20 protein-coding genes and 2 pseudogenes are annotated in these 24,546 nt (G+C 53.1%); 18 read left to right on the top strand and 4 right to left on the bottom strand.

Going from position 1 to position 24,546, the window contains the following annotated elements; all coding sequences use genetic code 11:
- The first annotated feature begins 19 nt into the window (after positions 1-19).
- The 15 genes and pseudogenes from H8527_RS00725 to H8527_RS00655 all read left to right on the top strand — a co-directional run bounded on the left by H8527_RS00725 (position 20) and on the right by H8527_RS00655 (position 14,684).
- Complete coding sequence (locus H8527_RS00725; RefSeq protein ID WP_187544776.1) at positions 20-646, top strand: hypothetical protein; 627 nt, start codon at positions 20-22, stop codon at positions 644-646.
- A 288-nt stretch (positions 647-934) separates the two neighbouring features.
- The gene (uvrB, locus tag H8527_RS00720; protein WP_187544775.1) at positions 935-3,040 is read left to right on the top strand and encodes an excinuclease ABC subunit UvrB; all 2,106 of its coding nucleotides are present in this window, start codon (positions 935-937) and stop codon (positions 3,038-3,040) included.
- A gap of 54 nt (positions 3,041-3,094) precedes the next feature.
- Positions 3,095-3,550, top strand: a complete 456-nt coding sequence (locus tag H8527_RS00715; RefSeq protein ID WP_187544773.1) for a DUF6078 family protein — start codon at positions 3,095-3,097, stop codon at positions 3,548-3,550.
- Positions 3,551-3,769: 219 nt separating this feature from the next.
- On the top strand, positions 3,770-4,714 hold the full coding sequence (locus tag H8527_RS00710) for a transporter (RefSeq protein ID WP_187544771.1): 945 nt from the start codon (positions 3,770-3,772) through the stop codon (positions 4,712-4,714).
- A gap of 36 nt (positions 4,715-4,750) precedes the next feature.
- Positions 4,751-5,569 (top strand): DUF3108 domain-containing protein, encoded by an 819-nt coding sequence (locus H8527_RS00705; RefSeq protein WP_187544770.1) that lies wholly within the window; start codon positions 4,751-4,753, stop codon positions 5,567-5,569.
- A gap of 125 nt (positions 5,570-5,694) precedes the next feature.
- Positions 5,695-6,447 carry an exodeoxyribonuclease III gene (locus H8527_RS00700; RefSeq protein WP_187544768.1) on the top strand — a complete coding sequence of 251 codons (753 nt, stop codon included), beginning with the start codon at positions 5,695-5,697 and terminating at the stop codon, positions 6,445-6,447.
- 13 nt (positions 6,448-6,460) lie between these two features.
- The gene (gene sppA, locus H8527_RS00695; RefSeq protein WP_187544766.1) at positions 6,461-8,245 is read left to right on the top strand and encodes a signal peptide peptidase SppA; all 1,785 of its coding nucleotides are present in this window, start codon (positions 6,461-6,463) and stop codon (positions 8,243-8,245) included.
- Entirely contained in the window at positions 8,242-9,264 is a 1,023-nt protein-coding gene (gene lpxK / locus H8527_RS00690; protein WP_187544765.1) for a tetraacyldisaccharide 4'-kinase, read from the top strand. Before sppA ends, lpxK begins: the two co-directional genes overlap by 4 nt.
- Positions 9,227-10,039, top strand: a complete 813-nt coding sequence (locus tag H8527_RS00685) for a purine-nucleoside phosphorylase (protein WP_187544763.1) — start codon at positions 9,227-9,229, stop codon at positions 10,037-10,039. Before lpxK ends, H8527_RS00685 begins: the two co-directional genes overlap by 38 nt.
- A 179-nt stretch (positions 10,040-10,218) precedes the next feature.
- Positions 10,219-10,821, top strand: a complete 603-nt coding sequence (locus H8527_RS00680; protein ID WP_187544761.1) for a TetR/AcrR family transcriptional regulator — start codon at positions 10,219-10,221, stop codon at positions 10,819-10,821.
- 21 nt (positions 10,822-10,842) lie between these two features.
- Positions 10,843-11,589, top strand: coding sequence for a 3-oxoacyl-[acyl-carrier-protein] reductase (gene fabG, locus H8527_RS00675; protein WP_187544759.1), 747 nt, complete (start codon positions 10,843-10,845; stop codon positions 11,587-11,589).
- A gap of 87 nt (positions 11,590-11,676) precedes the next feature.
- Positions 11,677-12,369 carry an RluA family pseudouridine synthase gene (locus H8527_RS00670; protein ID WP_187544757.1) on the top strand — a complete coding sequence of 231 codons (693 nt, stop codon included), beginning with the start codon at positions 11,677-11,679 and terminating at the stop codon, positions 12,367-12,369.
- Between the two features lie 223 nt (positions 12,370-12,592).
- Entirely contained in the window at positions 12,593-12,844 is a 252-nt protein-coding gene (locus H8527_RS00665) for a type B 50S ribosomal protein L31 (RefSeq protein WP_124932112.1), read from the top strand.
- Positions 12,845-13,020: 176 nt separating this feature from the next.
- Positions 13,021-13,302, top strand: a pseudogene (locus tag H8527_RS09675) (transposase); the annotation flags it as partial.
- A 257-nt stretch (positions 13,303-13,559) separates the two neighbouring features.
- Positions 13,560-14,684, top strand: a complete 1,125-nt coding sequence (locus tag H8527_RS00655; RefSeq protein WP_187544753.1) for an acyltransferase — start codon at positions 13,560-13,562, stop codon at positions 14,682-14,684.
- Between the two features lie 69 nt (positions 14,685-14,753).
- On the opposite strand, the gene H8527_RS00650 is transcribed toward H8527_RS00655, so the two are convergent.
- Positions 14,754-15,515: a hypothetical protein gene (locus tag H8527_RS00650; protein ID WP_187544752.1), complete on the bottom strand. Its 762-nt coding sequence runs from the start codon at positions 15,513-15,515 to the stop codon at positions 14,754-14,756.
- Between the two features lie 744 nt (positions 15,516-16,259).
- Between H8527_RS00650 and H8527_RS00645 the strand changes: the two are divergent.
- Positions 16,260-16,658: pseudogene (locus H8527_RS00645) on the top strand (transposase); the annotation flags it as partial.
- Here H8527_RS00645 and H8527_RS00640 read toward each other — a convergent pair.
- The 3 genes from H8527_RS00640 to H8527_RS00630 all read right to left on the bottom strand — a co-directional run bounded on the left by H8527_RS00640 (position 16,655) and on the right by H8527_RS00630 (position 22,492).
- A complete protein-coding gene (locus H8527_RS00640; protein WP_187544750.1) occupies positions 16,655-17,428 on the bottom strand; it encodes a PH domain-containing protein in 774 nt (257 codons plus the stop codon). The pseudogene H8527_RS00645 and the gene H8527_RS00640 overlap by 4 nt on opposite strands.
- Positions 17,429-18,089: 661 nt before the next feature.
- Entirely contained in the window at positions 18,090-19,703 is a 1,614-nt protein-coding gene (locus H8527_RS00635) for a RagB/SusD family nutrient uptake outer membrane protein (protein WP_187544748.1), read from the bottom strand.
- A gap of 11 nt (positions 19,704-19,714) precedes the next feature.
- Positions 19,715-22,492 carry a SusC/RagA family TonB-linked outer membrane protein gene (locus H8527_RS00630; protein WP_255498478.1) on the bottom strand — a complete coding sequence of 926 codons (2,778 nt, stop codon included), beginning with the start codon at positions 22,490-22,492 and terminating at the stop codon, positions 19,715-19,717.
- 286 nt (positions 22,493-22,778) lie between these two features.
- Between H8527_RS00630 and kdsA the strand changes: the two genes are divergently transcribed.
- On the top strand, positions 22,779-23,531 hold the full coding sequence (kdsA, locus tag H8527_RS00625) for a 3-deoxy-8-phosphooctulonate synthase (RefSeq protein WP_187544746.1): 753 nt from the start codon (positions 22,779-22,781) through the stop codon (positions 23,529-23,531).
- Between the two features lie 60 nt (positions 23,532-23,591).
- Complete coding sequence (locus H8527_RS00620; protein ID WP_187544744.1) at positions 23,592-24,542, top strand: SIS domain-containing protein; 951 nt, start codon at positions 23,592-23,594, stop codon at positions 24,540-24,542.
- Positions 24,543-24,546 lie beyond the last annotated feature (4 nt).

The following is a 24,546-nucleotide window of genomic DNA, read 5'->3' as shown; positions in this document are numbered from 1 at the left end:
CACAAAAATAGCAACTGATATGAAACTCAGAAAATCAGCCCTTGTCTTGGGGCTTCTCACCTTCTCTCTGGGCCTGGTCGCTCAAACAGAACGCGTCGGTGTGAACACGCGCACTCCGACTGAAGAACTTGATGTGCAAGGCTCCGTCCGTATCCAGACCCTCCCCAAAACGGGGGAGGGCGTGACGACGAACACCTCAGGCAGTTACGATGCCGGAAAGAGCACCAACTTCGCCCCCAACAAGGTGGTCGTCACCAATGAACAAGGCGTGTTGGGCGTGATGAACGCGGCTTGGCCCTTGTTCTTCTACATGCCCAGCGTGCTGCTTCCCGTCGAAACGACCGACCCGAGTTATAATTCGGGAACGCAGACTTTCACCATTGATCTGTACAAACTCTACACCGACCAGTTCAACCCCTCGAGCATTCCCACTCCGCCAGCGCCAGCGGTGCAGAGCCCGGGGGCTACCGGTCTGCCGGTGGTGGCGAAGACGGACTTGGAGTATTACGTGACGTACTATGACAAGGCGGTGTTTACCAACGTAGCCATGACGGCTACCGGTATCCTGAGTTACAAGCTCGTTTCGGCAGCCCCCGATGTGACGGAGAAGACGTTTATGAACGTCGTGTTTAAGCGTAAGTTGTAGGCCTTGATCAAGGGCGGCTGTGCTGCCCCGATGCGACAAGGCATCTTCAATCTCTGCCTACGCGGCGGCAGGTGCAAATGAGCGCCTGCCGCCGCTTTTCTTATAGCCAAAACGGGGCGGCGTTGTTTTTTTTCGTAACTTTGTCGCTATTAAGTAGGTCTTCAAAGTTAATCGTAACTATCTTCTGCATAAGGTATTCTCTACCTTGACACCATCGAAAAAATGAAACAAATATAGTATCAATTCATTTTGAACACCCACTTCACCCGCTCCCCACAACAGAACATTATGGCAGCTTTTCAACTCACCTCCCCTTACAGCCCGATGGGCGACCAGCCCGAAGCCATACGCCAACTCACGGAAGGCGTGAAGGCCGGCGAACCGGCGCAAGTGCTCCTCGGCGTGACAGGCTCGGGAAAAACCTTCACCATCGCCAACGTCATTGCCAACGCCGGAAAACCTACCCTCATCCTTTCCCACAATAAAACGTTGGCGGCCCAACTCTACACCGAGATGAAAGGTTTCTTCCCCCACAACGCGGTGGAATACTACGTCTCCTACTATGACTACTATCAGCCCGAAGCCTACATCGCCTCGACCGACACTTATATCGAAAAGGACCTCGCCATCAACGACGACCTTGACAAGCTCCGCCTGGCGGCTACTTCGGCTTTGCTCTCGGGGCGCAAAGATGTGGTGGTGGTGTCGTCGGTGAGCTGCATCTACGGTATGGGTAACCCCTCGGCATTCTACGAAAACGTCATCCTCCTGCGCACCGGCCAACGCATCGCGATGAATGTCCTCCTGCGCCGCTTGGTGGACAGCCTCTACTCCCGCAACGACGTGGCACCGCAACGCGGCAACTTCCGCGTGAAGGGCGACACAGTGGACATCTTCCTCGCCTACTCCGACGATGTGCTGCGCGTCAATTTCTGGGGCGACGAAATCGACAGCATCGAAGAGGTCGACAGTCTTTCGGGGCAACGTATCGGTGCGTTTGACGAATATAAAGTCTACCCCGCCAACCTCTTCCTCACCTCCAAAGAAACGCAGGAACTCGCCATCCGCCAAATCCAGGACGACCTCGTGGAGCAGGTGCAGTGGTTCAAGGAGCAACACAAAGACCTCGAAGCCCAACGTCTCGAAGAGCGTGTGAACTACGACATAGAGATGATACGCGAACTCGGCCACTGTTCGGGCATCGAAAACTATTCGCGCTATTTCGACGGACGCTCCCCCGGCACACGTCCGTACTGCCTGCTCGATTTCTTTCCGGACGACTTTCTCATCGTCATCGACGAGAGCCACGTCTCCATCCCGCAAATCCGTGCCATGTACGGCGGCGACCGCTCGCGCAAGGAGGCCCTCGTGGGCTATGGCTTCCGCCTGCCCGCAGCGCTGGACAATCGTCCGCTGAAGTTTGAAGAGTTCCAATCCTTGGCGCGGCAGGTCATCTATGTCAGTGCCACCCCCGACGACTACGAACTCGCGCAGGCTGGCGGCACCTTTGTCGACCAAGTCATCCGCCCCACGGGCCTGCTCGATCCGCCCATCGAGGTGCGCGACACCGACTTCCCCGTCGACGACCTGCTCGAAGAAATCCGCATCGCCATCGCCCATGATGAGCGCACCCTCGTCACCACGCTCACCAAGCGCATGGCCGAAGAACTGTCGGAATACCTTCTCTCCTTCGGTATCGCCACGGCCTACATCCATTCTGACATCGACACCCTTGAACGGGTGCAAATCATGGAAGACCTCCGTGCCGGTGTCTATCAGGTGCTGGTGGGCGTCAATCTCCTTCGCGAGGGGCTCGACCTCCCCGAAGTGGCGCTGGTGGCCATCCTCGATGCCGACAAAGAGGGATTTCTCCGCGATCGTCGCTCGATGACGCAGACCGCCGGCCGCGCGGCGCGCAATGTCAACGGCCGCGTCATCATGTATGCCAAGCGCATCACGCGCTCCATGCAGCTCACCATCGACGAGACCAACCGCCGCCGCATCAAGCAGATGGACTACAATGCGCAGCACGGCATCACGCCCACCCAAATCCGAAAGGCGAGTGCGCCCAGCCAACTCGGGCAGTTGGGCAAGGACCGCGTGGAAGCGCGCACCACCGACCTTGCGCCCCGCACTGCCAAGAGCGGCTACACCCCGCAGGCCGAAGCAGTGCTGCAAGCGGCCGAAGCGGCTGCCGGCTATGGCGGAAAGCGGCTTCACCCCTCCCGGCTCGAAGGCAAAGCCGCTCCCTCGCCCGTCCTCGATGAGGCCGACCGCCTGGCGCGCATTGAGACCCTCCGCAATGCGATGAAGGCTGCCGCGGCCGAACTCGATTTCGTCACCGCGGCCCAGCTCCGCGACGAGATGTTGAAGCTCGAAGGAGGAAAAGGGTAAAGCCGGCGATTGATTTTCAACCTAATGTCATCTATATCCTACTAATGCCTACTAATGCCTACCACACCTTTATTTCAGCAAATCCCCAAAATGTGGGGACATTGCTTTGACCCTGAATGTCCACAGCGCGAACAATGTCTGCGCCATCTCACAGGGCAGATGCTCATCGAGGCCGACCCCAAGGAGCCACCGCCCACGATGGGGATGGCCGTCTTTCCCACCGCGCGCAAGCAGGACAAATGCGCTCACTTTGTGGAGCCGCGCGTGGTACATCTGGCGCGCGGATTTTCGCACCTCTACGATGAGGTGAAACACTGCGATGCGCAAGGGCTGCGCAATGCTGTGTTGTCATTTCTTGGCAGCGAAGGCAGCTACTATCGCACAGCGCATTGCAAACGATGGCTTACTCCGGAGGAGCAAGAGGGCCTTGTTGCCCTATTTCGCGAGCGAGGCTACACTGCTCCTCTCACTTTCGATGAAGAAATAGATACTTACGACTATTCTCGATAAGTACTTTGTACACCGAGGTTGTTGTCGTCAACAAAACTTCATACTATTGGCGATGCAACGCCATACTATTGGCGTTTGAACGCCATGCGCATGGAGTTTTGCCTAGGCGCGCTTCACAATGCACGAGGGAAGTAGCCGGAATGCGAGGAAACCGCATTCCGATTGCCGATGCCTTTGGAGGGAATTCGCCCTTTTGTCCTATTTTTCTTTTCCGACCCTATGAAACGATTTCTTCGCACCTGGATGCTCGCCATCGCCATCGTGGTGGGCGCCGCGCTCTATTTTGCTTGGATGGCGATGCCTTTTGGTGCGCGTCTGCTGCCGTCGGCACTGGGGGCGGTGAAGGCGGTGCAGCCTGTGCTCATCTTCACGATGCTCTTCGTGACCTTTTGCAAGGTCGACCCTCATCATCTCGTGCCGCGCCGTTGGCACGCGGTGCATCTTGTGGTGCAGTGTGGCGCGTTTGTGGCATCGGCCGCGTTGCTGCGTGCCTTTCCTGCGCTTGTTCCTGCGCCCGTGGTCGAAGCGGCGATGCTTTGCTTCATCTGTCCCACGGCCACGGCAGCGGTGGTCGTGACCGGCAAACTCGGGGGCGACATCGAGGGACTCACGACCTACACCATCCTCATCAACCTTGCCGTGGCGCTCAGTGTGCCGGCCGTTGTGCCGTGGGTGGCACCGCATCCGGAGTTGGACTTTTTCACCTCGTTTTTCCTCATCATGGGGCGGATTTTCCCGATGCTCATCCTCCCTTTCTTTGCCGCGCTGCTGGTGCGCTTTCTTTTCAAAGGGGTGCACCGCCGCATCCTCGAGCTGAAGGATTTCGCCTTCTACCTTTGGGCGGTGAGCCTGGCGCTGGCCATCACCGTGAGCACCCATGCGCTGATGACCACGAGAGCGGCCGTGGGCACGCTGCTGGCCATCGGAGCCGTGAGCCTGGGAGCGTGCATTGTGCAGTTTGCCCTTGGGCGGAGCATCGGCCGCAGCCACGGCAACCCCATTGCGGGCGGTCAGGCGCTGGGGCAGAAGAACACGGTGTTTCTCATCTGGGCGGGCTACACCTTTTTCGACCCCGTGAGCAGTATCGCGGGCGGTTTCTACAGCGTTTGGCACAACCTGTGGAACAGCTATCAACTCTCCCGCGCTGCCGCTTCTCGGGGGTAGTGCATCCGACTTTATTCATATCTCATCCTCTTTCTTATGAAACAAATCCTTCTGACTTTTCTTCTTCTCTGCCTGGGCTGGAATGCGGCCTCGGCGCAGTGCGGCGGTACGAACACCGCCTTCTCCGACGGCGAAACGCTCGACTTCGATCTCTACTTCAATTGGAGTTTCGTGTGGGTGAAGGTGGGCACGGCCAAGTGGGAAGTGAAGCAAACGACCTATGCCGGCAAACCGGCCTATCGGACTTATCTCATCACCTCGACCAATCGGCGCGCGGACAAGTTTTTCGTGATGCGCGACACCCTCACGGCCTATACGACCACGGGGCTTGTGCCGCTGGCTTTCAACAAGCACGCCCACGAAGGGTTGTACTATCGGGTGGACGACGTGCGCTACAGCTACAGCGGTGGGAAGTGCACCGTGGACATGACGGTCAATAAGAACTATCGCGGCAACGAGCGTAAGCAGGCCACCTTCTCGACCTGTGTCTACGACATGGTGTCGATGATGCTCCGTGCGCGCTCCTACGACGTGACGGACTGGCGTCCCGGTACGCGGCAGTATTTCAACATTGCCGACGGCGGCGGGACTTCGCGCCAGAGCATCGTCTTCCGCGGCCGGCAGAACGTGAAGCTCGACAAGATGAGTGAGACCTACCGTTGCCTTGTCTTCTCGTTTATGGAAAAGGAGGACGGCAAGGAGAAGGAAATCGTGAAGTTCTTCATCTCGGACGATGCCAACCACCTGCCCATCCGCCTCGACATGAACCTGAGTTTCGGCACGGCCAAGGCTTTTCTGAATCGTGCTGCCGGTGTGCGCAATCCGCAGTCGGCCCTGCTGCCGCGCAAGAAGTAGTCCGCTCTTTTTTGCTTTCGGAAGGGGCGCAAAACTGCACCTTTTTGCGCAAAACCGCCCTTCTTTCGGAGAAAAGCACTATATTTGCACAAAATAAAAATAGATTTTCCCTTTATCCCTATCGCATGAAATTCATCTCTTGGAACGTCAACGGCTTGCGGGCTTGCCGCGAAAAAGGCTTTGAAGAAGCTTTTGCCCGGCTCGATGCCGACTGCTTCTGTCTGCAAGAAACCAAGTTGCAAGAAGGCCAAATAGACATCGCCTTTGACGGCTACGAAAGTTATTGGAATTACGCCGAAAAGAAAGGCTATTCGGGCACTTGTATCTTCACCCGCATTCGACCGCTGAGCGTGACCTACGGCCTTGGACAGGAGGAGCACGACCACGAAGGCCGCGTCATCACCCTTGAGTTTGACGACCTTTATCTCGTCACCGTCTACACCCCCAACTCGCAGGACGAACTGCGGCGCTTGGACTATCGCATGACGTGGGACGACGCCTTCCGCCGCTACATCCTCGACCTCGATGCCCGAAAGCCCGTGGTGTTCTGTGGCGACCTGAACGTGGCGCATCAGGAAATCGACTTAAAAAATCCCAAGACCAACCGCCGCAACGCCGGATTTACCGACGAGGAGCGCGAGAAGTTTGGGGTGATGCTCCAAAGCGGATTTACCGATACGTTCCGCTTTTTCCATCCCGACTTGGAGGGCGCTTACTCTTGGTGGAGCTACCGCTTCAAATCTCGCGAGCGCAACACAGGGTGGCGCATCGACTATTTTGTAACCTCAGAGCGCCTCAACGACCGTCTGCGCTCGGCCGCCATTCACAATGAAATTTTAGGTTCCGACCATTGCCCTGTGGAATTGGTCATAGATTAAGACAAGGATTGATATGAAAGACTTTATAAAATATACCCTCGCCTCGATGGTAGGCGTAATGTTGGTCGGTGTTTTCACTTTTGTGATGTCGATGGTGATGATTACGGCTGTCGGTCTGCTCAGTGACGACCCCGGCAGCATCAAATCACACAGTGTGCTCCATCTCCATCTGAGCGGTACGCTTCAGGACCGCGCCGATGCCGAAAATCCCCTCGCAGAACTGATGGGCAACAGCGCCCTCGCCTCGCAAGGCCTCGACGACTACCTCACCGCCATTCGCGAAGCGGCCACCAACGACGATGTCGATGGCATATATATAGAGAGCGGTGTGCTTGACTCCGATTATGCAACTCTCCAAGCGCTGCGCAAAGCCCTTGTGGAGTTTAAGAAATCGAAGAAGTTCATCGTGGCCTATGCCGACTCCTACACGCAAGCCGGTTATTATGTGGCTTCCGTGGCTGATAAGGTCTATCTCAACCCCGCGGGCATGCTCGACTGGCACGGTATTGCGAGCCAGCCCATCTTCTACACGGGCCTTCTCGAAAAGCTCGGTGTGAAGATGCAGGTGTTTAAGGTGGGCACGTACAAGAGTGCAGTCGAACCCTTCATCCTCAAAGGGATGAGCGACGCCAACCGCACGCAGGTATCCTCCTTTATCTCTGATATTTGGCAGGGTGTGGCCACGGCAGTGAGCCAATCTCGTCGCTTGCCGCTCGACTCCCTCAATGCTTATGCCGACCGTTATGTCACTTTCTCCGATGCTATGGACTATAAGCGCCTACGCTTGGTGGACGATTTGCTCTATGTCGATCAAGTGCGCGATGTGCTGCGTAAACGCGTGGGCGGTGTCGCTCCGAAACTTGTCACGCCCACCCAGTTGGCCCTGACGGCCCAACCGAAGAGCGCCGACGACAAAGTGGCCGTCTACTATGCCGAAGGGTCGATTGTCGATGTCTCCGGCACAGGCGCCATGATGGGCTCTTCGCAGGAGATTGTCGGTTCGAAGGTGGTGAGCGATCTGGATGCTTTGGCCAACGACAAAAAAGTGAAGGCTGTGGTGCTGCGCATCAATTCGGGGGGCGGCAGCGCCTATGCCAGTGAACAAATGTGGCGTGCCGTCCAACTGCTGAAAAAGAAAAAGCCCGTAGTCGTTTCGATGGGGGGAATGGCTGCTTCCGGCGGTTACTATATGGCCTGCGGGGCCAACTACATCTTTGCTGAACCTGCCACACTGACCGGCTCCATCGGTATCTTCGGTATGATTCCCGATGCCTCGGAACTACTTACGCAAAAACTTGGTTTGAATTTCGACGTGGTCAAAACCAATGAAAGTGCCGACCTTTACAGTATGGGTCGTCCCTTCAATGCTACCGAAGGAGCTGCGCTGCAAGGCCATGTCAATCGCGGCTACAAACTCTTTATCACGCGTGTAGCCAATGGGCGTACCGCAGCCGGTAAGAAAATGAACTTGGACGATGTAGACCGTATCGGCCAAGGTCGCGTGTGGACGGGCAATCAAGCGTTGAAGAACGGCTTGGTAGACCGACTGGGTTCGCTTGAAGATGCCGTGAAGTATGCGGCACGTCTTGGCAAACTCAAAGACTACGAGGCGACCACCTATCCTGCCCAGCCCGGCTGGTTTGAGCAGTTCTCCAAAGCCACCGAACAGGACGACTACATGGAGCGCAAAATGCGCACCATGTTGGGACAGTATTACGAACCGCTCTCGTTTATGGTCAACGCAAAGCAGCACAACACGTTGCAAGCGCGTATGTTCTTTATTCCCAACCTCCAATGACGCCTCTTTTACTTCCCCTCGCTTGGATCTACCACGGGGTTACGGCGCTGCGCAACACCCTGTTCGACCGCGGTGTGTTGCCCTCCCGCCAGTTTCCGCTGCCCCTCATCGGTGTGGGCAACCTCGCTGTCGGCGGCACGGGGAAGACACCCCACACGGAATGGATTGTGGAACGGCTGACGGCACACATCGGCAAAGTGGGCATCCTCTCCCGCGGATATGGCCGCACCACACGTGGTTTTCGCCGAGTGATGACAACTTCCACCGCCTCAGAGGTGGGCGACGAACCGCTGCAAATGCGTTTGCATTTCGACACGCCGCAAGTGCTGTGTGCTGTGAGTGAAAATCGCTGTAAGGGAGTGGAGCGACTTTTGGAGGCCGCGCCCGATTTGGACGCCATCGTGCTCGATGACGCTTTTCAACACCGCTACATCCGCCCGGGGATGAACATCCTCCTCACCGACTATCGCTGCCTCTATGCCAACGACTACCTGCTGCCGGCCGGTCGGCTGCGCGAAAGTCGGCGTGGCGCACAGCGCGCACAGATCATCATCGTGACGAAATGTCCATCGGACTTGTCGCGTGCCGACCGCAGTCGGGTGCTGCAAGCCTTAGCGCCTTTGCCCTATCAAGATGTCTATTTCACCACCTTGGCGTATGCCCCGCTGCCCAAAGTTTCCGATGCGTTGCTCATCACAGGCATTGCGCATCCCGAACCGCTGCTGGAGCACCTTTCCGCAGAAGGCATTGAGGTGGAACACCTCCACTTTGCCGACCACCATCGTTTCACCGACGCCGACCGTCGGTGCATCCTTGAGCGTGCGGAGGCTCATCCCCTCATCCTGACCACACAAAAAGACGCTGTCCGCCTGGCCGAACTCAATCTGCCCGAAGCCATCGCCTCGCGTCTGCACCCCATTCGCATCACCCCGCGCTTCCTCTTTGATGAGGAAGACGCTTTTATAAACACCTTATATAACTATGTTAGCAAAGATTCAAGAAACAGCAGCTTGGATTAAATCACACACCACGCTGCGCCCCACCACCGCCATTGTGCTGGGCACAGGCTTAGGCCGACTGGCCGAAGAAATCGAGGTCATCGAAACCTTTCCTTATGCCGACATCCCCAACTTTCCGGTGTCGACGGTCGAAGGGCATTCGGGCTGCTTGATTTTCGGACGGCTCGGCGGAAAGGAAGTGCTGGCCATGCAGGGACGCTTCCACTACTACGAGGGCTACTCGATGAAGGAGGTGACGTTCCCCGTCCGGGTGATGTACGAACTCGGCATCCAGACCCTCTTCGTGTCCAACGCCTCCGGGGGGACGAACGAAGGTTTCAAAATTGGTGACATCATGTTCATCACCGACCACATCAACTTCTTCCCCGAACATCCCCTCCGTGGTAAAAACTTCCCCACCGGCCCCCGCTTCCCCGACATGAGCGAAGCCTACGACCGCGGCTTGCTCGACCTTGCACGCACCATCGCGAAGGAGAAGGGCATCGCCCACGTGGAAGGCGTCTATGTGGGCACATCCGGTCCGACTTTTGAAACGCCGGCCGAATACAAGATGTATCGTGTGCTGGGCGGTGATGCTGTCGGGATGTCCACCGTGCCCGAAGTCATCGTGGCACGCCATTGCGGCATCCGCGTGTTTGGCATCTCTATCATCACTGATTTAGGGGTGGAGGGCAAAATCGTGGAGGTGAGCCACGAGGAAGTGCAAAAGGCCGCCAATGCGGTGCAGCCGCTGATGGCCGACATCATGCGCGAAATGATTTGTCGCAGTTGTTAAGTAGGTGCTAAAAATCTACCGTAGTGCTCTTGATACTATCAATTCACTCCGAGCGCCTACTTCAAAAGCTCCTTTTCCTACGCGGGCAGCGAGAACCGGCGTAGGAAAAGTTGTTTTCATACTGCACACTTTGCGAAAAAATGCGTAACTTTGCACCATTCTTATCGAGACTTCCACTTATGTCCATCAGCAAAACCCGACACAAACTCATAGAGGTGGCCCGAGAACTCTTTGCCAAACAAGGCATCGATGCGACCACGATGAACGACATCGCCGTGGCCTCACAGAAAGGGCGTCGCACGCTCTACACCTACTTCCGCAACAAAGAGGAAATCTTTCTTGCGGTGATTGAGTATGAACTGGAACACCTCTCGGAAGAGATGGACAAGATTGTGCAGATGCCCATCGAGCCGGAGCGCAAAATCCTCAACTTGGTCTACGGTCACTTGAAATTGGTGACGGAGGTGGTGAAACGCAACGGATCGCTGCGTGCGGAGTTCTTCCGCGACATCAACCTCGTGGAGCGCGCGCGCCGCAAGTTCGACTTAGAAGAGATTCGCGTCATCCGAAGCATCCTGCGAGAAGGCCAAGAGATGGGCATATTCGACATTGAGCACGTCAATCTCACGGCCGATGTGATTCACTATGCCGTGAAGGGCATTGAGGTCCCCTTCATGTTCGACCGCTTGGGCGAGGGGCTTTCGATGGAAGACAGTGTGGCTGTCGTGGAGCGCTTGATTCAACGCATTCTCGGCGTCAAAAAAGGAAATCCAAACACTTAACACATATAATCATAAGCATTTATGGGACTTTTATCTGGTAAAACCGCCCTTGTCACCGGTGCTGCCCGCGGCATCGGTAAGGCACTCGCTCTTCGCTTTGCCGAAGAAGGTGCAAATATCGCATTCACCGACCTCGTCATCGACGAAAACGGCGAAGCCACTCGCCAAGAAATTGAAGCCAAAGGCGTGAAGTGCCTGGCCTATGCCTCCAATGCTGCCGACTTTGCCGAAACTGAAGAAATCGTGAAGAAGATTCATGCCGACTTCGGCCAAATCGACATCCTTGTCAACAACGCCGGTATCACCAAAGACGGCCTGATGCTCCGCATGAGCGAAGCCCAATGGGACGCCGTCATCAATGTCAACCTCAAGTCGGCCTTCAACTTCATCCACGCCTGTCTGCCCATCATGATGCGCCAGCGTGGTGGCTCCATCATCAACATGTCCAGCGTGGTGGGCGTGCACGGCAATGCCGGTCAAGCCAACTATTCCGCTTCTAAGGCCGGTATGATTGCTTTGGCCAAGAGTGTGGCTCAAGAGATGGGCAGCCGTGGCGTTCGTGCCAACAGTATTGCTCCCGGCTTCATCGAAACGGCCATGACCCACCAGCTCCCCGAAGACGTGCGCAAGGACTGGATGCAGAAGATTCCCCTCCGTCGCGGTGGACAAGCCGAAGACGTGGCCAATGTGGCTGTCTTCCTCGCCTCCGACCTCTCTTCCTATGTGACGGGTCAGGTCATCCAAGTCGATGGTGGTATGAACATGTAAGCCGTAGCGCTTTTCCTCTTCAGCGTGCCCATGTGCTTCTTCTTGCAGCGCGTTGGCACGCTTTTATTTTCTCGTATTTTCCTGATTATGGAAGTTCTCTACGAAGACAACCACCTCATCATCGTAAACAAGGCCGCAGGAGAGATTGTGCAAGGCGACAAAACCGGCGACGCCACGCTGGCCGATGCCATCAAAGCCTATCTTAAAGAGAAGTATCACAAGCCCGGCGAAGTCTTTCTCGGCACCGTCCATCGCTTGGATCGTCCCGTGAGTGGGGTAGTGGTCTATGCCCGCACCTCCAAGGCGCTCACCCGACTCAACGAACTGTTTCGCACCGGTCGTGTGCAGAAGACCTACCATGCCATCACTTCCCTCCTGCCCGTGGAGGGGCGTCCTGCTTTTCCGCTCGGTGCAGAACCGACAGAAGTGGTGCACTACCTCACGCGCAACGAACGCCAAAACAAAGCCTACGCCCATCTTCGCGAAGTGAAGGACAGCAAGCTCGCTCGCCTCTTGCTCTCTCGTCTGCGACAGGGCGACCGCTTGCAGTTGCTGGAAGTGCACCTGCACACCGGGCGCCATCACCAGATACGCTGTCAACTTTCGGCCATCGGCTATCCCATTCGGGGAGATTTGAAATATGGTGCTCCTCGCTCCAATCCCGATGGCAGCATCTGTCTGCATGCGCGTCATATTCGTTTTGAGCATCCAGTTTCGCATGTCGAGATTGACGTGACCGCCCCCTATCCTGCTTTGCCCATTTGGCAAAAAATGGTTTGAAAACCCTTGTTTTCGCCTTAAACCGCAAAAAGACAGCGCATTCCCTTTGCAGAATATGCAGAATGTCGTATCTTTGCACACGATTTAGACCAACGCTGTGCGTGACGCGCACGTGCACACCGCTGAGGCCTCATCCAAATGGCGCATACCGTGTTCGCTCGGGCTGCACATTGGCCAAAAGCGTCAGTATTCATAAACGAACAACAAATCAACCACCAACAACATGAAAAAGGATCTTCATCCCGAAAACTATCGCCCCGTAGTCTTCAAAGACATGTCCAACGGCGATATGTTCCTCTCTCGCTCCACCTGCAAAACGTCTGAAACCATCGAGTTCGAAGGCGAAACTTATCCCTTGGTGAAGCTCGAAATCTCTTCGACTTCTCACCCCTTCTACACGGGTAAGTCCAAGCTCGTCGACACTGCCGGTCGCGTAGACAAGTTCATGAGCCGCTACGGCAAGAGCCGCAAGTAATCGCTCAGCGCACATTTAGAATAACAAAGCCACCGCATCAAAACATTCGTTTTGATGCGGTGGCTTTGTTAGAAAGAGATGGGAAAAGATTTGTCGCAATCTGTCGGATTTCTCGCTCAGCAGACCGACTGAAAAGGAGTGTCCTCCGGACAGAAATCTTACAAATCTGTTCAAATCAAGGAAGCTACTACTTCGGCTATAAACTTCACGTGATCTGTGGTTTAAGTGGAGTCATCCATTCCTACTACCTTTCCAAGGCGAGTGTAATTGAGACCATAAATGATATGCTTAAGAACGTGGCACAGATTGTTCATACCCGCCACAGAAGTGTCTCAAACTTTATTGTCAATCTTTTGGCAGGAATGGCGGCTTATGCTTTCTACGATACAAAACCCTCTATCAATATGGAGTTTGAGATGGAGGGAGAAACAGAAGTGAAACAGCTCACACTTTTCTAAATTTACTTGAGTGAAAGAATAAATCTTCGGCCTACAACAAGGTCGAAAGAATCGTTGTGGACTATAATCTGAGTAAAAAGAAGGGGACCTTAAACCGAATTGGGGTTTCTAGCTTTCGGACAAGTCAGACTGGTCAGACTTATCCTATTAGCCTAACGCCACCAATGCAATTACCCCATAGTTTCAACGAAGTTTTGCTATTTGTACTTTTTTGTTTACCTTTGTGTCTAATACAAACCAAACGCATAATTTCACCAATGATCCCAAACAACAACCCAGTGGCAGCTTTTGCCGACACCAAACCACACTATCACTTGCTAGACGGGTTGCGCGGTGTTGCCGCCCTCGTCGTTATTTGTTACCATATAGGCGAGGCTTTTGCCACAAACTTTCTCGACCAAGTTGTTAATCACGGCTATTTGGCCGTCGATTTCTTCTTTATGCTGTCGGGTTTCGTTATCGGTTATGCCTACGACGACCGCTGCACAACAATGGGCGTTTGGGCATTTACCAAGCGTAGGCTCATTCGGTTGCATCCGATGGTGGTGGTAGGAGCACTTCTCGGTGCACTGATGTTCTACGCCCAAGGGTGCGAATATTGGAAAGTATCAGAGGTTTCTATCGTACTTCTAGCCTTCGCCATGCTGCTAAACATGTTTCTAGTGCCGGCTTGGGGAGGCGTAGAGGTACGTGGTTTTGGCGAGATTTTTCCACTTAATGGCCCTACGTGGTCATTGTTTTTCGAGTATATAGCCAACCTACTCTATGTGTTGGCCATTCGCAAGTTGTCTACGCGTTGGCTTGCCATGTTGGTATTTGCCACAGGTGGTGCGGTGTTTGGCTACGCCATAACCAACGAGTATGGCAATCTAGGTGCAGGGTGGACCTTCTACAACTATGGCTTTTGGGGCGGATTGCTCCGCGTGATGTTTGCTTTCCCTGCGGGTTTGCTGCTTTCGCGCGTGTTTCGTAAATGGCAAGTGCGCGGAGCTTTCTGGTGGTGCGCCTTGGCCATCGTTGCTGTTACGGCCGCTCCGCGCATAGGCGGGGCAGACCATATCTGGGCAAACGGCATCTACGAAGCCCTTTGTGTGCTGTTGGTTTTCCCGCTCGTGGTTTGTTTGGGCGCATCGGGACAAACCACCGACGCCCTTTCTACCCGTGTATGCAACTTCCTTGGCGATATTTCTTATCCCCTTTACATCGTTCATTACCCCTTTATCTACACCTATTATGCGTGGGTAAAGAACAACAACCTTACCTTTTCGCAAACCATTCCGCAGGCCCTAGCCCTTGTGTTTGGCAGCATCGCCTTGGCTTGGGTATGCCTTAAATTTTACGATATACCCGTAAGGCGATGGCTGCAAAAGCGATTTGTGTGAGCGCAACGAAGTTACACCGTACAGTTGTTTTTGCATAGTACCCCCTTGTTAAACAACTGCCGATACACACTATTGGCGCATTTCTTTCGCCAGTAGTTTTGCAGCATCGCCCCTTAGTTTGCGTTCTGCCAAATAGTTGTTCAGCAGTTGGGTTTTCTCTTTGAAGGCGAAGGGTGTGGAAAGCTTGCCTATGGCGGCGCGTAAGGGCAGTTGTTGGTAGTGCGGGTCGGCATCGCCAAGTCCTATTCGGCTACCGTACATCAAGTACGACTTGTCGCGCGGGTCGGTAGCGGCATCAACTTCAAACAGCACCTGTTGCCCCTCAACACAATAAAAGAGGGGCGCAAGCGCGAATGTGCCTGCGTGATGCGTGTCGAAGAAGTGCGCATCGAGGAGGTTGGCCGATGCGTTTACGCCACGCATGAAGTGCATCAGCACATTGTTTGGACCGAAAACCATGGTGCCATCGGCAAACACCGCGCTGCGAATAAGGGCCGAATAATAATAGTTTGCGTTTACAGAGAGCGAAATGCCCATGCAAACGCGATTGTCCATCTTATAAGGCGAGCTGGCGTCTTTGCCTCGGCGGTGCACATATAGCTCGCCAAAATGGTTAGCTTGCAGTTCGTTGGTGTGCACGTATGGGTCTTCGAACACGCCTGCGCGATAGAAATAACTTTCTAGTTCGATGGGATAGAGTTCCACCTCGCGCGCGCGTATTTTATAATGGTGTAACAGTTGGGCTGTGGTTTGTTGCAGCACGCGTTCTATTTCTGCCGCCTGCGTGGTGTGGGCAAGCAGTGCTAATAGCTCTTTAACACACGTTTCCATATTCTATTGTTTTTTTGTACGATGAAGGACTTTTCCGCAAAATGGCATCGACCTATAATGCAAAAGTAGGAAAAAACTAGGCAAGTTGTACGCGCTGTGGGCATAAAATAATAAAGAAATCGTCTTGACTTTTAATGGTTCTATAAATTGAGAGATGTTTGTTATCTCCGAAATGCCCACACAAGCGTATATGCAGTGTAGTACTAATGTATATGGAGTGTAGTACAAATGTATATGGTGTGTAGTACAAATCAACTCACGGGCCTAATCTGCTCACGAAAAACCAACAACTCCCGAATGTATCTACTCATCCACTTACAAGCTCACCAACCCCAAATTCACAAGTTCATCAATTCACAAACTCAAGAACTTATAAACTCATCAACTCACGAACTTATCAACTCACGAACTCAAAAACTGATAAACTTACAACCTCATCAACTCAAAGCCTCATCAACTCAAAACCTTAAATCTTTATCTTTTATTTTACAACATCGCTCTAATTTTCGCTCCGTTCTAGCGAAAATATAGGTTATAAAGTTGCTAAAAAGCAACTTTTTCTAACCTTTAATGCCTTGGGTTTTGTCAATTTTTAAGCCTAGAACCTGCATTTTGCACCATTTTGCCTTTCTAGTTTGGTTGCCAACTCCTAATTTTTCAAGGCCAAAAACGCCGTCTCGGCCCTGTGCCTCGTTTCTCTGATTTGTGCGCTGAACTTTGACTATTGTGCCTTCCAAGGAAAGTACGATTGACCTTTCCAAGGCGAGTGTACACGACATCAACTATCTGAAGGATATTAAGCCGCTTTACCGCGATTGCAGTATCTTTGGAGACAAGGAGTACATTGGCGCGGAAGTCCAACTTGACCTTTTCGAGACGGACGACATCAGACTTGAATGCCCCTACAGGCTCAACCAAAAGAACCGAAAGCCCACTCTCATCCCTTTTGTAAAGGCAAGAAAGCGGGTTGAAACATTGTTTTCGCAACTTGCTGATCAGTTTCTCCTCATCAGGAACTACACCAAGGAAACCTGCGGCCTTTTTGCCCGAGTAGTAGGACAAATCAGTGCGATGAGTGCATTACAATATATCAATTACATGAACAACAACCCCATAAGAAGGATTAAGTACGCTCTGATTTAATTCCGCCAACGGGTTGCAATAAACATCTTATAACTTCGCGAATGCTTTTTTATTTCGTTGAAAATCTTAATAGTTTCGTCAGATTCCTGACAACTTAAATAATATATTTCGTCTTTTTTCGTGACAATTCGTATGAAACAAGAGTCTGAATGAGTAAACAACATTATATGTGAATCATTTAGGGTAATGAAGTTTCCTAATCTGGTATTTCCTACAGCAAAACCATTAGAGCGAAACTTTATATCTGGCAAATTACTCTTTAGTCCAATCTCTTTAATGTTTCTATATGATATGTTTGTACCATATAATCCTTTAATAACCAATTCGTCTTTATTCGTGACAACATCTAAATTGCTAGTCGCATGACATGAAACAGCCAACAATCCAACTAATTCAAGTATAATGCAAAAAGATATAATAGCGATTATTAGGCTATTATTGTTACTTTTCCTTGTATAATTCCGCCTATCTTTTTTACTATATGCATATACAATTCCAATAGGAACAGGTAAGGATACTAATAATGAAAATATCAGAACATTCTCCAAGTAAACAGCTACTATTCCACCGATTAAAGTTAAACTGTTGCCAGTGACTATCATTCGACATAGTAAATTGACCCACTTTGTTTTTTGGATGATATCATTCTCGGAACCCTCCAATTTGAATCCAGAAATTTTCTCGGGATGCTTTCTTATGAAAAAAACTACGATAAAACCTGTTGCAACCACAAGAAGCAAAAATGCTGATAAAAAAATACTACTGCTCATAAATTTGTTTTTTTGATTGTTCTTATGTGGCTTCCTTGTGGAATCCTATTTTTTTATCAACCACCTAATAGTACGTTTTATTCATAACTATTTTGAAAGTACGAGGAAATGTGCATCGTCCTGCTCCTGTACCTCGTTTCTCAGATAGATCAGCCAGACGATACAGGGATACAGGTCTTCGCGCGCACGCGCGTATATACCATATAGTTCGTGTTTTTTGCCTTCAATCCTTCACCGGTCGGGTGAAATGCTTGTCATTCAGTGTGTTGTGGGTGAAGGCAAAGGGAAAATTTGCCTTCACCGCAAGGAAATAGGTCCTCGTCTTGGAGGTAAAAAAAACTTGGTTTCGTTGTGTGCTGATTTTGAGGCGTTTGCGCAGGACGGTGAAGGCAGTGAAGGAAAAATGCAGGGATATTGTGTAGTGTGTAGCGCGCGTGCGAGGGGAGAAAACGAGGCGTTTTGCGGTGTCAGAGAGGATTGGATTTAGTTCAGAGATAGATGAATTTATCTCAGAGCCGGTTGAGACTACCTCTGAGGTAGGTGGAACTCTCTCAGAGGATAGGTGTTAAAATCATGTTAAAGTTGGGATCTGGTGGCGGATTTTGCCGACGAGATGTCTATATGTAAATAGAGGGTTTTCTAATGGAAGTTGAACACCTACTTAATACCCTGGATTTTGCTTCAACAAGCGATTCATCTGGAGGGAGCGCGCCGGGATGGGAAACACCGTGGTGTAGGCGTTGGCTTCTTTCTCCAATTGCGGTCGCTCTTCGTAGGGCTGGTGGAAACGATGGAAGCGCACGAGGTCCTGCCGGCGCGTGCCTTCCCAAACCAGTTCGAGGAGTCGCTCTTTCAGTACATCTTCGAGCGTGGCACCCGAGAGAGCCGGCAATCCCACCCGAGCGCGCACGGCATTGAGGGCAGCATCGCCACTCGAACCCTGACGAATCTGCGCTTCTGCCCGCATGAGCAGTGCATCGGCATAGCGATAGAGGACAATATCATTGTTTTGCAATTTGCCATCATCGTAGGCCGTGCGGTCAATCTCATACTTGTACATGCGTGCGCCCGCTGTTTTTTCATATTCCGAGCCGGTGAGTTGCAAGCGAATGGCTTCGGGACGGTACACCAAGGCTTCACCATTGGCCTGCTTCAGCGTTCTGCCGTCTACTTTCACGGTGTCGGCAAAGAAATTGAGCGCGAATCGCGGATCTTGTGTAGGGGTGGCATAACCAAAGGCGGTAAGTGTGGTGCGCGTTGCGCTGCTCCCATTTTCCGCCCCTCGTGCCAAGGCGCCGCCGTGGATGTAGTGGAGCGTGCGAAAGAGATTTTTGAAAACATTGGCGTAGAGGGTCTTGTCCATCGGTATGGTGAAGATGTTCTCCTGTGAGTGCTCGTTGGCTACGGCAAAGTTGGCGGCATAGGACGGCTCAAGCGCATAGCCAGAAGCCGCGAGCGAATCGGTGTAGGCGACCACCGTTTGCCAGGCATTGAGGGAATTTTCTCCCACGGTGAACTGGATGCTTGCGCCATTCGGACGCGTGCTGTCCGTCCAATCGTCGTCCATATAGACTTCCGCATTGAGGGCCAAGCGTGCCAACAGGAATTGAGCCACAGGGCGCGTGAGGCGGCCATAGTGATTGCCCAAGAGATTGCTGTGGGCTGCCGAAAGATGAGGCAATGCCGCCTGAAGTTCGTCCATCACGAAGCGAAAGATTTCGCTGCGCGAACGAGGTTGCACACGCTCCACTGCCGTTTCGGTGTTGGTGACGAGAGGCACGCTGGCAAATAAGTCCATGAGCTGATAGTAGAAGAGGGCGCGGAGGGCGCGTACCTCGGAGGAGTAGGCCATTTGCTGCGAGGGCGTGAGCAACTGCTTGTGGTGATGGAGCAACTCGAGAGAATGGTTGCAGCGCATCACGGTGCGGAAGAGATAGTTCCACATCGTTTGCAGTTCCGGATCATCGGCCGTCCACTTGTGCAGATAGAGATTTTGCCAAAACCCTCCATCGTACCAGTCGCCGCCACGGATGGGGATGATGGCCTCGTCGGTGGTAAAGGTGTTGTAGTCGTAGACGCCGCGGTAAGTGCCCTGCAACCCTTCTCCATCCTGTGTGCCCCCCACATTGTTATAAAGCGAAGCCACGCTGGTAATGTAGAGGTTGGTGGCATTGTTCAAGGCTCTTTCTTCGGTCAATTGACTTTCTGATTCCGTATTTAGACAACTGCTCAGCAACACCATTGCCGGCAGCAGTAAAGTAGATAGGCTTTTCATGGCGACAGAGATTAGAATTGAATACTAAGTCCGACAGAATAAGTGCGATAGACGGGGATGGAGCGCTTGTCGTCTATGCCCATGGTGGAGTTGAACACGTGGCTGTTGATCATCGGTGTCAGACCGCTGTAAGACGTGAGGGTGGCGAGGTTGTTCACACTTAGAGAGAAGCGCAACCCTTGCACGTAGCGACTGCGCAACGGCACGTTCCATCCGAGAGTGACATAGTCGATATTGACATAATCGCCCGACTCGAGCCAATAGTCTGTGGCCACCTGGTCTTGGATGTTTTGAGCAGGTGCTTCGCGCATCACATTATAGGCCGGGAAGCTCGACATGTTCATGTAGGACAGCGCTGTCCCATTGAAAATCTTGTGACCAAACGCCCCGTTGATTTGCACCGAAAGGTCGAAATCGCGGTAGCGGAGCGAAAGGTTCGACCCGAGCATGATTTTGGGTGTGGCTTGTCCGGCCACGTATCTATCGCCGCCATCGGAGAGGTCTATCTGCCCATTGTCGTCCAAGTCGGCAATGCCATAGTGGCGATGCCCATCGGCATCGGTGACCAAACCGGTGCAGTGGGGCAGGTAGAAGACACCGAGGGGCTGTCCTACGATTTGATAGAGCACATTGTTGTTGCCTCCGTGAAAACCGGCCCCATTGAGCCCGCCCACACTGGTGATGCTCGGGGCGGTCAGGGGAAAACCGCGATAGTCTCCATCGAGCGACAGAAGTTTGCTACGCGACCAAGTGAGGTTGACATTGACGTTCAACTCCCAATCGCGACTCTGGATGGGCGTCAGTCCTGTTCCGACTTCCAAACCTTCATTGCGCATACTGCCGTTGTTGGCCAAGAGTTTGCTGGCCGTAAAGGGTGGGATGGGCACGTCATACTGATAGAGCATATCGTAGATGTGGGCGCGATAAAACTCTGCGGTGAGGAGGAAGCGATTGTTCCACCAGCCCATGGCGACACCGACGTTGAAGGTGCTGCGCTTCTCCCAAGTGAGGTCGGGGTTGGCGTTGCGCGCCAGGCCCAGCGCCACGGTGGGTGTACCGTTGTAGGGGACAATGCCGAGCGGTTCGAGACGTTGCAGGGTGGTGTAGGCACTGATGCCACCGAGATTGCCCGAAAGACCGTAGCCGGCACGGAGCGTCAGTTGCGACAATGGAGAGTAGTCGCGCAAGAACGGCTCTGCCTTGATGTCCCACTCGCCGGAAACAGAGGGGAAAAGTCCCCACGTGTGATTTTTCCCGACGAGCGAACTGCCGTCCCAGCGGCTGCTGACGGCGAGGGTGTACTTGCGATATAAGTGGTACTTCAGATTGAAAAGGAAGGACGCCAGACGGGGGGATTCGTCATAACTGAAAGTGCCGCCATAAGGGCGGAGCGCACCGAGTGCAAGATTGCTGAACCCGGCATCGTTGTAGTTGAAGCCGCGCACCGTTGTTCCGAAAGCGGTGAGGGCATTCTCTTGATATTCTCCCAAAAGTTGAGCCGTCAAGTGGTGTACACCGAGGGTCTTGTCGTAGTTGAGGGAAGCGTTGAGCAACCAGTCCTTGTGCTTCTCCTCTCTGCGTGCGGCCATGGCCTGCGCCGCCGTCCAAGTGGGTGAGAACTGTGCATTCTCTGTGGAAGTAAACGTGTAGGATCCGAAAAGTTTGAAGGAGAGTTCGGGCAAGAAACGAACTTTCAGCGAGAGATGCGAGTTTAAGTTTTGATTGAACACTTCGTCTTTCACCCGAAGTCGGGCTTGTGGCGCCGCAATTTGGTTGGCGGTGGGATTGACGGTCCATCCGCTGCCGTTCCACGCGGGAGAGAGTGTGGGATTTTGCGATGCCGCGGCATAGAACAAGGCTTGCGGGTCGGAGATGTTGCGACTGTTTTGCGAAGAACCGAAGATGCCGAAGTCGATGGTCAGGTGATTGTCGAAAGCCATCTGAGTGAGGTCGAGTTTGGCCACGAAGTTGTTGTAGCCGATGTGGTGGATGACGGTTTCACGTCCGGTGTAGGCCACAGATGCGCGGTAGTTGGATTCGGCCGTGCCGCCGGAGAAGGCCACGTGATGGTTTTGCACGCCGCCTGTCCGTGTGGGAAGGGCAGTATAGTCCACGTTGTGCCCCCCATCGATGTAAGTGCGGCCGAGCTGTTGCGCAGTTTGCACATACTCATGTGCAGAAAGCATCTCCAAGTTGCGATAGACGCGCTCCCATCCCCAGTTGCCATCGTAGGAAATCTGGAATTTGCCATCGCGCCCTTTTTTCGTGGTCACGAGGATGACACCGGCAGCACCGCGAGAACCATATTGTGCGGTTTCAGAAGCGTTTTTCAGTACTTCAAACTTCTCAATGTCGGAGGGGTAAATCGTACTGAGTGTGGCGAGGTCGGAGGAAATACCGTCGATGATGACCAGGGGATTGTTGCCACCCATAATCGAACTATTGCCGCGCACGCGGACGCTTGTGAGCATCGCCAAACGTTCTGCTGCGCCACCGCCCACATTCACACCAGCAATCTGTCCCGAAATGGCGCTGATGGCACTGTTCACCACTCCACGGTTGAGGTGTTCGTCGGAAATACGCTCCAACAGTTGTTTGCGCCAAGAGAGTAGACTGTCGTCGGAGGCGAGGGTGCGAAGCGTGTCCGTCCGGAGCTTGCGGAGCCGCGGACGTTGCGCAAGTTGATGCGCAGAGTGAACCTCTCCGATGAGAGGGAGCGGAGCAGCACCGGATGGGAGAGCGCTTAGGCCAAAGATGGAGACGAGAATGAAGGAACTTGTATGCATCATAGCCGGATTAAATGGTTGAGCGGGTTGCGTAAAATTCTCCCCATAGGTCCAATTCATTCTCCCTATGAGTCCAATTCATTCTCTCTCTAAGGAGAATTTGTTGGACACTAAGGGATAAGGAAAATAAGGGATAAGGAAAAAACTATGCTGCAAATATCTAAAAAAAAGAGGACAGCCGCAAGAACAATGGAAGAGAAAATGCATTCTTCAGTCAAGAAAGTTCCTATTCCCGAGATTTTTTGTACTTTTGCAGCGCATTATATTCCCTATCAAATACTCCATCATCATGTCTCCGATCTTTCTTGCCGGTCCTTGTGTCATCGAAAATGCTGAACTTCTCGACATTGTCGCGCAACGTTTGGTGGAAATCCGCGAAAAACTCCAAGTGGAGATTTATTTTAAGGCTTCGTTCGACAAGGCTAATCGTACTTCGCTGAGTTCCTTCCGTGGCCCGGGATTGGAAAAGGGGCTGCAAATGCTGGCCGACATCAAGTCGCGCTATCAACTGCCGCTGACAACGGACATCCACGAGAGCACCCAAGCCGAAGCCGTGGGGCAGGTGGTGGACGTACTGCAAATTCCGGCTTTCCTCTGCCGGCAGACCGACCTTTTGGTGGCCGCAGCGAAGACGGGAAAAGTGGTCAACGTCAAGAAAGCACAATTTCTTTCGGGCGAAGACATGCGCTATCCCGTGGAGAAGTGTCGCGAGGCCGGGGCGGCAGAAGTTTGGCTCACAGAGCGCGGTTCGACTTTTGGCTACAACAATCTGGTGGTTGATTTCCGCAATCTGCCGATTATGAAGCAGTGGGCCGACCGCGTCATTATGGATTGCACGCACGCTGTGCAGCGACCCGGAGGTGGGGGAGGAACGACCGGCGGCGACCGCCGATTTGTGCCGGCCATGGCTTTGGCGGCCAAAGCTTTTGGCGCCGATGGCTACTTCTTTGAAACTCATCCCAACCCGGACGAAGCCCTCTCGGATGGGCCCAACATGCTCTTCCTGAAAGATTTGGAAGGAGTGATGGCCTCCTTGCTCTGATGCTTTGTTTTGCTTTGCCTCTCCTACTTCTCCTTTTTAGATACCACAATTAACACGATTATGTCCCTCTACACCGAAACTGCCGTCCAATGTCTTCGCGATGAAGCACAAGCCCTTTTGGCGCTTGTCCCCAAAATAGGAGCTGATTTTGAGCGCGCCGTAGAATTGGTGCTCCATTGCAAAGGCAAACTCATCGTCACGGGGGTGGGGAAGAGTGGGCACATCGGTGCCAAGATAGCCGCCACCCTCTCTTCGACCGGCACACCGAGTTTCTTCATCAATCCGCTCGATGCTTTCCATGGCGATTTGGGGGTGATAGAAGCGCACGATGTGGTGTTGGCCATCTCCAATTCGGGGCAGACCGACGAATTGCTTCGCTTTTTCCCCTATTTGATTGCGAAGAACATCCCAGTCATCGGTATGAGCGGCAATCCCACTTCGCTGTTGGCGCAATACAGCACCGTGCATCTCGATATTGCCGTGGAGCGCGAGGCGTGCCCGATGGGCTTGGCGCCGACGAGCAGCACGACAGCCACTTTGGCGATGGGCGATGCGTTGGCTTGTGCACTGATTGTGGCGCGTGACTTTAAGGAAGGGGATTTTGCACAGTTCCATCCCGGTGGTACGCTGGGACGTCGCTTGCTCACTCGGGCGCGTGATGTGATGCACACCGACAACTTGCCCATCGTGGCGCCCAACCTCTCGATGACGGAAGCTTTGCTCACCATGACCGGTGGTCGGCTGGGACTCTGCATTGTCGTGGAGGAGGAGCGGATTTCGGGTATTGTGACCGATGGCGATGTGCGTAGAGGTATGGAGCGCTTTGGCGACAGTTTTCTGCATCGTACGGTTTCGGAAGTGATGACCACTCACCCTAAAACCGTCTCTCCCGAAACAAAACTTTCGGAAATTGACACGCTCTTGCAGCGTTACAAAATCCATTCCGTGCTGGTGGTGGATGCCGAAGATCATTTGATAGGCATTGTCGACTCGTTCAGCGCGATGATTTAGAGTT

The organism is Alloprevotella sp. Lung230 (assembly GCF_014385435.1).
Lineage (GTDB): Bacteria > Bacteroidota > Bacteroidia > Bacteroidales > Bacteroidaceae > Alloprevotella.
The sequence above is the reverse complement of the archived record's forward strand: the minus strand, read 5'-3'. Positions and strand labels throughout refer to the sequence as shown.